This window comes from Myroides sp. ZB35 (assembly GCF_001865835.1).
Lineage (GTDB): Bacteria > Bacteroidota > Bacteroidia > Flavobacteriales > Flavobacteriaceae > Flavobacterium > Flavobacterium odoratimimum.
In genome coordinates, this window is record NZ_CP017769.1 from 338,369 (window position 1) to 351,207 (window position 12,839).

Genomic DNA, 12,839 nt, shown 5'->3' on the forward strand with positions numbered 1-12,839 from the left:
TGAGCCGATGGAGGGACTCGAACCCACGACCTGCTGATTACAAATCAGCTGCTCTAGCCAACTGAGCTACACCGGCAAAATGAATGCCTGCAATACAATATTAAAACATTTGAGCCGATGGAGGGACTCGAACCCACGACCTGCTGATTACAAATCAGCTGCTCTAGCCAGCTGAGCTACACCGGCGACTCAATATATTGCAATATTTAATCTTCAAAAAATTATTGAGCCGATGGAGGGACTCGAACCCACGACCTGCTGATTACAAATCAGCTGCTCTAGCCAGCTGAGCTACACCGGCGACTCAATATTATTGTAATACTAATCTCTTTTAAAACTTTTGAGCCGATGGAGGGACTCGAACCCACGACCTGCTGATTACAAATCAGCTGCTCTAGCCAGCTGAGCTACACCGGCGACTCAAAGTATTACAATATCAATTTTTCAAAAAACATCTGAGCCGATGGAGGGACTCGAACCCACGACCTGCTGATTACAAATCAGCTGCTCTAGCCAGCTGAGCTACACCGGCGACTCATTTTGCGAGTGCAAAGATAGCATGGTTTTTCAATCTTGCAACACAAAATGTATCTTTTTTAAATCTTTTTTTCGATTACATTGCGTTGATTTTTTCAACTAACTGACCTGCAACATCTTCTAGTTTTTTATAAACTCCTTTAAAATGTGCTTTTTTATTCTCAACGTTTTTTGCATTCACTGCTCCGATTAATTCATCGAAAGAAACAAACGCTTCTTCAAGTAATGCATTAGTCTCTGCAGTTGGTCCTCCAGTTGTCATTTCTTGAATATAAATTGCTTGGATGATATCACCTAATACATAGTGAATATCTTTTTTTAGGTTTCTTACGCTTGCCATAATTTCCTTTATTTAGTATTAATTTTACGCAAATCTACAATATAAAAATGGGGTATACTACTCTTTTAAGAAACAAATATCTCTAAGATTGTAGCCTCACCACTTAAACTTATTTGTGATACTGCTGCTGGTATTAGCACAGTTTGTCCACATCGTATAGAATACACTTCATCACCTAATGTGATCTCTCCTTCTCCTTCTGTACACACATATAGATAGAATCTAGAAGCATCCTTCTCTTTGTGATAACTTCCTTTTAGAGGTATATAATTCACTGAGAAGAATGGACACGCTACTATTTCGTTAGATACATTCGCATCTTTAGTATAAGTCAACTCTACTTCTTTCTTATCATAGTTGATAGCATCTAGTGCCATATCGATATGGAGTTCTCTAGAATTACCCGAAGCATCTAGTCTATCCCAGTCATATACTCTATAAGTAATATCTGAAGTCTGCTGAATCTCAGCTAATAATACACCAGCCCCAATAGCATGGATAGTACCTGTCTCGATGAAGAATACATCTCCTTTCTTTACAGGTATCTCTTTTAATATAGAAGGCAATGTCTTAGCCTCTAAATGATGTAGATAGTCCTCTTGAGTCACTCCATCTTTAAAGTCTACTACTATTCTTGCATTTTCATCCGTTTGCATCACATACCACATCTCAGTCTTTCCAAAAGACCCATGGCGCTTCTGAGCTAAATCATCATTCGGATGTAACTGTATAGATAAATCTTCTTTTGCGTCTAGAAACTTAAACAAAAGAGGAAACTTCTTATCAAAACGGTTTATAATATAATCACCTAAGATTTCTTCAGGAAACTTCTGAATTAAATCATTTAAACTTAATCCTTCATATACCCCATTTGCGACAACGCTTACATCAGAAGATACACCAGAAATCTCCCAGCTCTCTCCTACCTCATTTGAATCAATATCTTTACCAAGTATTGATTTTAACTTCGTTCCTCCCCAAATTCTGTCTTTCAGAATCGGTTGAAATAGTATCGGATATTGTTTAAAACCCATATATTAATCACTTCTATTAAAAATAAGCTATTGCTTATTTATCTTTCCCAATCGCTATAAAAAACGAGGGTGCAAGTTACAACTTTTCCCATTAGCATACCCTATAATTAATAATCTCCTTTAAAAGAAACAAAGTTTCTAGCAGTTTCATACAATATCACTTCTAACTCTTTATCATCATTAATAAAAGGTCTTAATTTTTGCCATATCACTACTGCGATATTTTCTGCTGTAGGGATTAACTCTAAAAACTCTGGTACATCTAAATTCAAGTTTTTATGATCAAAGTTCTCTTCTATCTCCGATTTTATTAAATCGGATAGTTCTTTTAAATCCATCACAAATCCTGTCTCTGGATCTAGCTCTCCTGTTACCTGAACAATTAATTCATAATTATGTCCATGATAGTTAGGATTATTACATTTACCAAAAACAAGTTGGTTCTTCTCTTCTGACCATTCTTTTCTATGCAAGCGATGTGCTGCATTAAAATGAGCTTTTCTACTAACAGTTAATCTCATACTATTATTTCTTTTGAGCTTCTATAAAATGATAAAACTTAGAAAAAATGATTTTAAACCAAGCTGTATATATATTAGGATTAGCCTCCATATCTTCCTTTATCCCTTCTATAGACATCCATTTCCATGCCTCTACTTCTTCTAGGTTGATATTTGGTTCATCATCGTAATATCCAATCATCACATGATCAAACTCATGCTCTGTCAGACCATTGTCAAATGGGGCTTTATAGATAAAACTAAAAACATCTTTTAGGGGCACTTCGAACCCCATTTCTTCCATTAATCTACGTCTACCAGCCTCTATATTTGTTTCGCCTACACGTTGATGACTACAACAAGTATTAGTCCACAATAAAGGCGAGTGATACTTTTCTGAAGCACGTTGTTGTAACATTACTTCATTATTTTTATTCAAAATAAAAACAGAAAATGCACGATGTAACAAAGCTTTTTCATGAGCTTCTATCTTTTCCATTACTCCTACTTGTTCATCTTGTTCATTTACTAATACCACTAACTCTTCTTTCATACCTAATAATTTATATCAACCTCAAAAATACAAAAAAGATACGGTTAAACTAATCTCTTTATCAGATAGCATCGTTATAAACCTGTCTTTATTCTATAATACTCATTTATAAACGACTACATTCCTTCTTTTGTTATCTACTCCCTCGTTTTATCTTTCAATACTATTCGTACGCAGTGCTTTTCCTTCTAACCACTTCTACTGATTCTTCAACTATTTCTACTTATTTTTTGACTACTTTTGTACAAATGACAATTAGAAAATGGAAAGACAAATCAAACTTATTTGGGATTTTAAAGGGCCTGCTGGAGAAAAAACAGCCGAACATCACGTAATACATCTTAAAGAGTATGTCGCTATAGAACAACTACCTATCTCTATCATAGACTATACAGTACTAGCACCAGAGCATACTATCGCGTATATGGTAGTCAATGATGAGCAAATGAGACAACTAAGAGATATCCTAAAACCACATCGAGGAGAGCTATACGAATAGACCGCATCTGTGAATACATATATCAAGAGGTAACCTATGTAATAAGTTACCTCTTTCTTTTTTACAACTCAGTACATCTTTTAACTATTAAGAAAAAGGACACTATTTTTTTTAATATTCGAATCTATATTTCACTTTTATAAGTACTTTTTCATGTTCTGAAAGGTCTTTTTTTCTATTCTATCTCCTCAATAAGAGCAAAGATCTGTCTTATAAGAAAAAAAGATGTACTTTTTAGCCCTTAAAACAACACAAAACACTAACAAACAACAAGTTAAACAAAAAATATCCTTTATAAACACAAACACCCTCTATAGCATATCCCCTTATAATACAGGTGTTATAAGCAATTCGCTCGACAATTCATGGACAATTACTCGAGATTGGTGGAGCTAGAGGTGACTTTGTCGAACAATCCTCCATTTACTCATCACCTATTCTCCTTCTATCTAAACTGTATGATTACTAAATACCTACCTAAACAAAGTGTCTAATATCCACAAAAAAAGGTGCTCTATAAGAACACCTTTTATCTATATATCTTTTGTTAAGCTAAAGCGACCAAAGTTTCTTTTAGCACTACATAGTTTTTATAATAACTTTCTATAATCTTGATTTTTTTCTTTCCACTATTCACTTCTATATAGCCATCTTGGTTAGTCCACCGCATATATAATGTATCTATATGTATCTGCACATCTTCTGCAGCTATATCTATAACTCTCTCCTGTCCCAATACTTTCTTATAATATATCTTTTCTCCATCAATCGTTATTTTGTTGAGATAAGGATATATTTTAACTACATAGTAGACTAATATAGAAGCCGTCACTACTCCACTTGCTATAGCACTCTCGATATTACTCACCCCGATATCGCCTTTCTTTGCTTTTAATATTAAGATTATAAATAAAATATTTATCATTAAAAGCACCATAGTAACGATACTAATCTTGACTAACGAAGATCGTCTAAAACACGATTTAAATATTTTTTCCATATTTTTAAAAAGAGTATATAAAAAAACCCTCAGTAGTCACCTACTGAAGATTTTAATTGTTCTATTTCTACTATGAACTAGTTCGCTTCTTTACTAATAAACTGAATACGCATTAATCGCAACTCTTCAGTATCATAATCTCCGTCAAACTCAGTCATCGCAGCCTTAATATTATCTGTCTCTGATTCCATAAAGTAATCATAGATTTCTTCTTGCTGATCTTCGTCTAAGACATCATCTATCCAATATGATATATTCAACTTCGTACCAGAATATACGATCTGCTCCATCTCTTTTAGCAGACCATCCATATCTAATCCTTTAGCACTCGCTATATCCGATAAAGATAACTTTCTATCTACATTCTGAATAATATAAAGTTTTAATGCGGAATTAGCACCTGTAGATTTAACAACTAAATCATCAGGTCTGATGATATCATTATCTTCTACATACTTACTAATCACATCTACGAACTCCTTACCATATTTCTTAGCCTTACCTTCACTTACTCCTATAATATTAGACATCTCCTCTAGAGTAACTGGATACTTAAGCCCCATCTCCTCTAATGAAGGGTCTTGGAATACTACGAATGGAGGTACACCATATTTCTTCGCTACTTTCTTACGCAGATCTTTTAGGATACCGATCAGAGCCTCGTCTATCACTAGACTAGCTTTACTAGCGATCACATCCAAATCATTTTCAGCATCAGAATATTCGTGATCTTCAGTCATCATAAATGACTTAGGATTATCTATAAACTGTAGCCCAGCTTCTGTCAGTTTTAACACTCCATAAGCTTCAATATCTTTGCGCAATAAGTCTGCTACTAATACTTGTCTAATAAGAGCTATCCAGTACTTCTCATCGTGATCCTTACCACAACCGAAAAAGTCTAATGTATCTGTCTTATTTACTTTTAACAATGCATTGATTTTCCCAAGTAGAGTGAATACTATTTCTTTCGTCTTATAAGATTGTTTCGTGTCTCTAATTACTTTCAATAATTGAACTACACTATCTTTAGCTTCTACTTTAGTCTTAGGATTACGGATATTATCATCCATATCAGCCCCTTCGCCATTGACTTCGTCAAATTCTTCTCCGAAATAATGCAGGATAAATTTTCTTCTAGACATCGATGTTTCAGCATACGCTACTACTTCTTGTAATAATGCATACCCTATCTCTTGCTCAGCGACAGGCTTACCAGCCATAAACTTCTCAAGCTTCTCTATATCTTTATATGAGTAATAGGCTAGACAGTGTCCTTCACCTCCATCACGTCCAGCTCTACCCGTCTCTTGATAATAACTTTCTAATGATTTAGGAATATCATGGTGTATTACATAGCGTACATCTGGCTTATCTATCCCCATACCGAATGCGATAGTAGCTACTACTACATCTACATCCTCCATTAAGAACATATCTTGATGTTTAGCACGGGTCTTGGCATCTAGTCCTGCGTGATAAGGCACAGCACTGATCCCATTTACCTGAAGTACATTTGCGATTTCTTCTACTTTCTTTCTACTTAGACAGTAGATCACTCCTGACTTTCCTTGGTGTTGTTTAATAAAGCGAATAATATCCGTCTCTACATTTTTCGTTTTAGGACGTATCTCATAGAATAAGTTAGGTCTATTAAACGATGCTTTGAAGGTATTCGCGTTTGGAATTTCTAAGTTTTTTAAGATATCCTCTTGTACTTTAGGAGTGGCTGTTGCAGTCAGTCCTATAATAGGTATATCACCAAGACTTCTAATAATGTTGCGCAGATTTCTATACTCTGGTCTAAAGTCATGTCCCCATTCAGAAATACAATGGGCCTCGTCAATAGCTACAAAAGATAATTTTTCCCCTTGTAAAAAGCTAACATACTCTTCCTTAGTTAAAGATTCAGGTGCTACGTATAGCAACTTTGTAATCCCACTTTTAATGTCTTCCTTTACCTGAGCTATCTCAGTCTTCGTAAGAGATGAATTAAGCACATGAGCCACACCATGCTCTGAAGATAAACTTCTAATAGCATCTACTTGATTCTTCATCAAAGCAATTAACGGTGAAACAACAATAGCAGTTCCCTCTAACACCAATGCAGGTAATTGATAACAAAGAGACTTCCCTCCTCCAGTCGGCATAATCACAAAAGTATTGTGTCCAGAAATAATACTTTTGACCACATCTTCCTGAAGACCTTTGAATTGAGAAAATCCAAAAAATCTCTTTAACTCTTTGTGCAAGTCAATTTCAGTTGATTTCATTATTTTTGTATGGTATTTTACATAAATTTGCAGTACCTAAAGGTACAAAATTTCTTTAGTTCAATCATAATATTTAACATTCGCTCATTTTGAATACATCAATTAACATATTAAACACCGCCAAGAATACTTTACTTTCTGAGAGTGAAAGCATTAAAAAACTAATCGATTATCTAACGGATGATTTTGAAAAAACTGTTAAAGCGATTTTCAACTGCAAGGGGCGAATAATTGTGACAGGAATAGGCAAAAGTTCACTAATTGGAGCGAAAATAGTAGCAACATTCAATTCTACTGGAACACCATCTATCCATATGCATGCTGCAGAGGCAATGCATGGAGATCTAGGTCTAATCCAACCAGGAGACTGTATTATCTGTATCTCTAATAGTGGTAATAGCCCAGAAATAAAAGTATTAGCACCTATCCTTAAAAGACACAACAATACGCTTATTGCTATCACAGCTAATGAGAACTCGTTTTTAGCAAAAAGTGCTGACTATATCCTATTATCTAAAATAGACCATGAGGCAGAACAGAATAATCTAGCACCTATGAACAGTACAACTGCTCAGCTAGTTTTAGGAGATGCCTTAGCAGCTTGTCTTATAGAATTGAGAAACTTCACTGCAGAAGACTTCGCAATGTACCATCCAGGTGGAGCATTAGGTAAAAAATTGTTACTTTTGGTGCAAAACATACTAAAAAGCGAAAACAAACCTGCTGTATCTCCAGATTCTTCTATCCAAGAAGTAATCGTAGAGATATCAGAGAAACGCTTAGGAGTAACTGCGGTAGTAGATAATGAGCAAATCATAGGAATCATAACAGATGGAGACTTGCGCCGTATGCTACAAAAAAGTAGTAATCTAAACGATTATAAGGCAAAAGACATTATGTCTATCAACCCTAAATCAATAGAGAGTTCTGAGCACGTATCTAAGGCACTGTCTATATTAGAGGACAACTCTATCACGCAATTACTAGTGACACAAAACAACAAATACGTAGGCGTAATCCACCTACATGATATATTAAAAGAAGGGATCGTATAAATATGGCAAACTCAGATAAATCAAAAAAGGAAATGTCTTTCCTAGACCACTTAGAAGAACTAAGATGGTTATTAGTTAGATCTTCAGCATTTATACTAGGAGGAGGGGCAGTCGCTTTTATTTTTAGTGATTTTATTTTTGACAAAATCATCTTCGCACCAAAAAGAAGTGATTTCGTTACCTATCAATTCTTTTGTAAAATAGCACAACGTTTTGATTTCGATAGAAGTTTTTGTTTACAAGACTTACCCTTCGAGATTCAGAATAGAACGATGGATGGACAATTCTCTGTATTAATTTGGACTTGTATTTCTGCAGGTTTTATTATTGCAGTTCCTTTCATTCTTTGGGAAATATGGAAATTCATCAGCCCAGCACTTTATACAAAAGAAAAGAAATACGCTAAACTATTTATCGTTGTATCTTCTTTATTATTCTTTATGGGAGTAGTATTTGGATACTACGTTATCACTCCACTATCTATTAATTTCCTTGCGAATTTACAGGTAAGTGATATCGTTAAAAACCAGATAGATATCAACTCTTATATAGGTCTTGTAAAAACGACATCTATAGCATGTGGTTTAGTATTCGAATTACCGATTATTATTTACTTCCTATCTGTGTTAGACTTAGTTACACCACAGTTCTTAAGAGACTATAGAAAGTACGCTATCGTATTAATATTAATCATCGCAGCTGTAATAACTCCACCAGATGTAGTAAGCCAGATTATAGTATCTATTCCATTACTTATTCTATACGAAGTGAGTATTTATATCTCTCTCTTCGTACACAAAAAGAATAAGAAGATAGAAGCAAGTAAAACAAAACAAATTGACTAATCTCATATTTTAAAATCATGAAATTAAGAGCTGATAATTTAATTAAGATGTACAAAAAACGCAAAGTTGTTAAAGGTATATCAGTAGAGGTTAATCAAGGAGAGATCGTAGGACTACTAGGGCCAAATGGTGCTGGTAAAACTACATCATTCTATATGATCGTAGGATTAGTAAAACCTAACAGTGGAAATATATATTTAGATAATACGGATATAACAGACTTCCCGATGTATAAACGTGCACAACATGGTATCGGGTACTTAGCACAAGAGGCTTCTATCTTTAGAAAACTAAGTATAGAGGACAACATCCTAAGTGTACTACAACTAACGAAACTCTCTAAAAAAGAACAAGAGGCGAAAATGGAATCTCTAATAGAAGAGTTCAACTTAAACCATGTACGTACTAACCGAGGAGATGTACTATCTGGAGGAGAAAGAAGACGTACAGAAATCGCTAGAGCATTAGCTACTGATCCTAAGTTTATTCTTCTAGATGAACCCTTCGCGGGAGTTGACCCTGTGGCAGTAGAAGATATCCAAAAAATCGTTGCGAACTTAAAAAACAAAAACATTGGTATCCTTATTACAGATCACAACGTTCAAGAGACTCTTGCTATTACAGACAAAACGTATCTTATGTTCGAAGGAGGTATCTTAAAAGCAGGTGTTCCAGAAGAGCTAGCAGAAGACGAAATGGTACGAAAAGTCTACTTAGGTCAGAACTTCGAGCTACGTAAAAAGAAACTAACGTTCTAAATAAGAATCAAAAGCCACTTTTACATATTTAACAGTTATTATTTATAGTTCTTTTAATTTCTGAGATTATTGTGTTTTTTATAATTAGAAAAAAGGTGAATTATCCTAAAAACACTGTACTTTTTGCGAAAGCATCATTTTATCTCTACTCAGAAAAAACTATATTTGACACTTTAAATGGTAAAACTCTTTTTTTTGACTATTTAGAAACTATATATTTGCAAAAAAATAACAATGAAAAATATAATTGCGCTAAAACTATCTCTTTTCTTTTGCACCATGCTTTTGCTAGGGTCATGTGCATCTAGAGAGAGTGTTGTATACTACCAAAACGTTGAGGATGTATTACTAAAAGAGTCTAATGATAATAAATTTGAGACTCGTTTAAGAGCAGATGATTTGCTAATGATCATTGTATCTGCAGAAGATCCTGAAGCAGCTGCTCCGTTTAACTTAGCTAATACAATGACTACAAATCCTAACAATCCTGCTGGTAGTGGTACTATGACTCAACACTTATACTTAGTAGATAGTGATGGGAATATAGAATTTCCTGTATTAGGAACTATTAAAGTAGGTGGTAAAAGCAAAAAAGAAGCTGTAGAAATACTGTCAAAACAAATAAGCCAATATATCAATAACCCTATTGTCAACATGAGAATCATGAACTACAAAGTGACAGTACAAGGGGAGGTAAATAAGCCAGGTGTACACACTATCAATAGTGAGAGACTTACATTAGCTGAAGCAATAGCATTATCTGGTGACCTAACAGTATATGGAAAAAGAGACAATATATTACTGATAAGAGAAATAGATGGAAGAAGAGTTCCTATCCGTGTAGACATGACTAAAGCGGACTTTATGGTATCTCCATACTATTATTTAAATCAAAACGATATTGTATATGTAGAGCCTAACAAAACAAGAGTAAACTCTTCTGTAGTAGGACCTAACTTAAGTTTAGGATTATCTGCATTATCACTTTTAGTAACTGTAATAGCACTTGCTACAAAATAGAAAAATGGAAAACAAATTTGACAATCAAGAAAACTCTAATATAAACATACGAGAAGAACTAGAGAAATATTTAGTTCACTGGAGATGGTTTGTATTAAGTGTTTTTATTACTGTAGCTTTAGCTTTCGTTTATTTACGTTATAGCCAGAAGATATATTCTATCAATACTTCTATCATTGTAAAAGATGAAAAAAGAGGTGGTGGAATAGCGTCTGAAATGGCAGCATTCGCTGACTTAGGGATGTTCTCTGGTGGTAAAAGTAATGTAGAAAACGAGACACAAGTACTACAATCAAGAAGTCTTGCAGAAAGAACAGTTAGAAGATTACAATTAAATATAGCTTTAATCAATAACGATAGATTTGTAAAAAAGGATTTATATGGTAATAGTCCTGTTTCTATCAACTTTGTAGAGCGTGTTTTTGACTTTGATGATATCGAGTATTCATTTATTGTTAAAGATAGAACTGAATCGTCTTTCTTGTTATTAAATGATGAGGAAGAAGAATTAGGTACTTTTAAATATGATGAACCTATTTCTACTATATTAGGTAAACTTATCGTAACTAAGAATGCTCCTAAAAAAACAGGAACACTAGATGCTCTAAAAAAAGAAGGTGGTGAAGAAACTGTAAATGAAATACTAGTACAAGTAAAACCTGTCCAAAAAGTCGTTGATTATTACGTAAAAGAGGTAAAAATAGCTCCTACTGATAAGTTCTCTACTGTGCTTGAATTATCATTGTTAAACGCTACGCCAGCGAAAGCAAAAGATTATTTAAACACATTGATTACTTTGTACAATGATGGTGCTATAGCTGATAAACGTTTTATCTCAGAGAAAACTTCAGAGTTCATCGACTCTCGTCTAGTCCTGATTACTGATGAACTAGGTGATGTAGAAAAGAACGTAGAGGGATATAAAGCTAGAAATAGCATTACTGATATTCCTACAGAATTAAAAATTCACTTAGAGAATGCTAATGTTTATGAAAAACAAATCATTAGTAATGAAACCGAATTAAAAGTTATCTCTTCTCTAATAGAGTTCTTAAAAAGCAGCAAACCAAACGAATTACTTCCTGGTAATATAGTATCGACAGATGTTAGCTCTAACAGCTTAATTGATCAATATAATAAATTAGTATTAGAAAGAAATAAGTTAAGTACTAGTACAACTAAGCTTAACCCGGCTATCGTTAAATTAGACGATCAAATCAACTCTATGAAAGCTTCTGTATTAGAAAGCCTTCTAAGAGCCGAGAGCAATCTAAAAATTACACGTAGAGAGTTAGCGTCTAAAGAATCTGAATTAAAATCTAAACTATCTCTTGTACCAAAACAAGAAAGAGAGTTCAGAATCATCGATAGACAGCAAAAGGTAAAAGAGGCTATCTATTTATACTTATTCCAAAAAAGAGAGGAAACTGCAATCGCTTTAGCAGCAACAGAACAAAATGCTAAAATAATCGATGTAGCTAAGAGTAGTGATAAACCAGTAGCTCCTAAAAAAGCAATTATCTTATTAGCCGCTCTTATCATGGGAGGATTAATACCATTTGCTTTAATCTACTTACGTAGCTTATTAGATACTAAGGTTAAGACTAGATTAGACATTGAAGAAAATACTCAAGTTCCATTCTTAGGTGATATACCACACTCTAACGATAATTCCAAAATCGTTAATATTGCGAGTAGAACGAGTACTGCTGAAGCTCTTCGTATCGTTAGAACGAACCTTGAGTTTATGCTAAGTGATGTACAGGAAGGTAATGCTAAGATGATTTTCTTAACATCTACATTCCCTAAAGAAGGTAAAACATTTACATCTGTAAATATTGCAGCTACAATCGCATTATCAGGTAAACGAACTCTTCTTATCGGATTAGATATTCGTAACCCTAGATTAGACGATTATATCATGCTTCCTACTAAAGGAGTATCTGACTACTTATTAAGAAAAGAGGACGATATCAACCAGTATGTTGTAAAAATAGATGGTTACGAAAACATGTATGCTTTACCAGCAGGTACTATTCCACCTAACCCAGCAGAACTATTAATGGGAGATAGAATAGGAGATATGTTTGAGACTCTTAAAAAACAATATGACTATATCATCGTAGATACAGCTCCTGTTAGTTTAGTTACAGATACCTTGTTAATCGCGAAATATGCTGATACGTTCATCTACGTAGCGAGAGCAAACTACCTAGACAAACGTATGCTTAAATTACCTAATGACTTACACAAAGAAGGTAAACTTCCGAATATGTCAATTATCTTAAATGATACTGAGACAAACAAAGGATATGGTTATGGATACGGATATGGTTATGGATATGGCCAAGATCTAGAAGTAGACAAACGCCCTTGGTGGAAAAAACTAATAAATCTAAAATAAGAACAAAGGTCACTCTTTTAT

General features: G+C 34.1%; 12 protein-coding genes and 5 tRNA genes. 6 read left to right on the forward strand and 11 right to left on the reverse strand.

The features are described from left to right. Positions 1-2: 2 nt before the first annotated feature. The 9 genes from BK054_RS01455 to idi all read right to left on the reverse strand — a co-directional run bounded on the left by BK054_RS01455 (position 3) and on the right by idi (position 2,964). Positions 3-76 (reverse strand) — tRNA-Thr (locus BK054_RS01455). Between the two features lie 36 nt (positions 77-112). After that, positions 113-186: transfer RNA gene (locus BK054_RS01460), tRNA-Thr, on the reverse strand. Between the two features lie 41 nt (positions 187-227). Continuing rightward, positions 228-301, reverse strand: a tRNA-Thr gene (locus tag BK054_RS01465). 42 nt (positions 302-343) lie between these two features. Further along, positions 344-417: transfer RNA gene (locus BK054_RS01470), tRNA-Thr, on the reverse strand. A gap of 41 nt (positions 418-458) precedes the next feature. Continuing rightward, positions 459-532, reverse strand: a tRNA-Thr gene (locus BK054_RS01475). An 81-nt stretch (positions 533-613) separates the two neighbouring features. Next, complete coding sequence (locus BK054_RS01480) at positions 614-877, reverse strand: hypothetical protein (protein WP_006260203.1); 264 nt, start codon at positions 875-877, stop codon at positions 614-616. Positions 878-942: 65 nt separating this feature from the next. Continuing rightward, positions 943-1,911: a type I phosphomannose isomerase catalytic subunit gene (locus tag BK054_RS01485; RefSeq protein ID WP_006267057.1), complete on the reverse strand. Its 969-nt coding sequence runs from the start codon at positions 1,909-1,911 to the stop codon at positions 943-945. A gap of 107 nt (positions 1,912-2,018) precedes the next feature. Further along, positions 2,019-2,432 (reverse strand): 6-pyruvoyl trahydropterin synthase family protein, encoded by a 414-nt coding sequence (locus BK054_RS01490; protein ID WP_006264406.1) that lies wholly within the window; start codon positions 2,430-2,432, stop codon positions 2,019-2,021. A gap of 4 nt (positions 2,433-2,436) precedes the next feature. Beyond that, positions 2,437-2,964, reverse strand: coding sequence for an isopentenyl-diphosphate Delta-isomerase (gene idi / locus BK054_RS01495; protein WP_006264407.1), 528 nt, complete (start codon positions 2,962-2,964; stop codon positions 2,437-2,439). Between the two features lie 262 nt (positions 2,965-3,226). Between idi and BK054_RS01500 the strand changes: the two genes are divergently transcribed. Next, a complete protein-coding gene (locus tag BK054_RS01500) occupies positions 3,227-3,463 on the forward strand; it encodes a hypothetical protein (RefSeq protein WP_006261952.1) in 237 nt (78 codons plus the stop codon). Positions 3,464-4,010: 547 nt separating this feature from the next. Here the strand turns inward: BK054_RS01500 and BK054_RS01505 are convergent. Both BK054_RS01505 and BK054_RS01510 read right to left on the reverse strand, forming a co-directional pair. Further along, on the reverse strand, positions 4,011-4,463 hold the full coding sequence (locus BK054_RS01505; protein WP_006261953.1) for a hypothetical protein: 453 nt from the start codon (positions 4,461-4,463) through the stop codon (positions 4,011-4,013). A 77-nt stretch (positions 4,464-4,540) separates the two neighbouring features. Then, the gene (locus BK054_RS01510; protein ID WP_006260209.1) at positions 4,541-6,736 is read right to left on the reverse strand and encodes an ATP-dependent DNA helicase RecQ; all 2,196 of its coding nucleotides are present in this window, start codon (positions 6,734-6,736) and stop codon (positions 4,541-4,543) included. An 89-nt stretch (positions 6,737-6,825) separates the two neighbouring features. On the opposite strand from BK054_RS01510, the gene BK054_RS01515 reads away from it, so the two are divergent. The 5 genes from BK054_RS01515 to BK054_RS01535 all read left to right on the forward strand — a co-directional run bounded on the left by BK054_RS01515 (position 6,826) and on the right by BK054_RS01535 (position 12,818). After that, positions 6,826-7,791: an SIS domain-containing protein gene (locus BK054_RS01515; protein ID WP_006260210.1), complete on the forward strand. Its 966-nt coding sequence runs from the start codon at positions 6,826-6,828 to the stop codon at positions 7,789-7,791. A gap of 32 nt (positions 7,792-7,823) precedes the next feature. Further along, positions 7,824-8,636, forward strand: a complete 813-nt coding sequence (gene tatC, locus BK054_RS01520) for a twin-arginine translocase subunit TatC (RefSeq protein ID WP_006260211.1) — start codon at positions 7,824-7,826, stop codon at positions 8,634-8,636. Between the two features lie 17 nt (positions 8,637-8,653). After that, a complete protein-coding gene (gene lptB / locus BK054_RS01525) occupies positions 8,654-9,394 on the forward strand; it encodes an LPS export ABC transporter ATP-binding protein (RefSeq protein ID WP_006260212.1) in 741 nt (246 codons plus the stop codon). 234 nt (positions 9,395-9,628) lie between these two features. After that, positions 9,629-10,414: a polysaccharide biosynthesis/export family protein gene (locus BK054_RS01530; RefSeq protein ID WP_006260213.1), complete on the forward strand. Its 786-nt coding sequence runs from the start codon at positions 9,629-9,631 to the stop codon at positions 10,412-10,414. A 4-nt stretch (positions 10,415-10,418) separates the two neighbouring features. Then, positions 10,419-12,818: a GumC family protein gene (locus BK054_RS01535; RefSeq protein ID WP_006267056.1), complete on the forward strand. Its 2,400-nt coding sequence runs from the start codon at positions 10,419-10,421 to the stop codon at positions 12,816-12,818. The last annotated feature ends 21 nt before the right edge of the window (positions 12,819-12,839 follow it).

Bases quoted from the DNA above. Each gene is read 5' to 3' on its own strand.
- BK054_RS01485 (WP_006267057.1), bottom strand. From the start codon at position 1,911: ATGGGTTTTAAACAATATCCGATACTATTTCAACCGATTCTGAAAGAC.
- BK054_RS01530 (WP_006260213.1), top strand. From the start codon at position 9,629: ATGAAAAATATAATTGCGCTAAAACTATCTCTTTTCTTTTGCACCATG.
- BK054_RS01490 (WP_006264406.1), bottom strand. From the start codon at position 2,432: ATGAGATTAACTGTTAGTAGAAAAGCTCATTTTAATGCAGCACATCGC.
- idi (WP_006264407.1), bottom strand. From the start codon at position 2,964: ATGAAAGAAGAGTTAGTGGTATTAGTAAATGAACAAGATGAACAAGTA.
- tatC (WP_006260211.1), top strand. From the start codon at position 7,824: ATGTCTTTCCTAGACCACTTAGAAGAACTAAGATGGTTATTAGTTAGA.
- BK054_RS01535 (WP_006267056.1), top strand. From the start codon at position 10,419: ATGGAAAACAAATTTGACAATCAAGAAAACTCTAATATAAACATACGA.
- BK054_RS01480 (WP_006260203.1), bottom strand. From the start codon at position 877: ATGGCAAGCGTAAGAAACCTAAAAAAAGATATTCACTATGTATTAGGT.
- BK054_RS01500 (WP_006261952.1), top strand. From the start codon at position 3,227: ATGGAAAGACAAATCAAACTTATTTGGGATTTTAAAGGGCCTGCTGGA.
- BK054_RS01510 (WP_006260209.1), bottom strand. From the start codon at position 6,736: ATGAAATCAACTGAAATTGACTTGCACAAAGAGTTAAAGAGATTTTTT.
- lptB (WP_006260212.1), top strand. From the start codon at position 8,654: ATGAAATTAAGAGCTGATAATTTAATTAAGATGTACAAAAAACGCAAA.
- BK054_RS01505 (WP_006261953.1), bottom strand. From the start codon at position 4,463: ATGGAAAAAATATTTAAATCGTGTTTTAGACGATCTTCGTTAGTCAAG.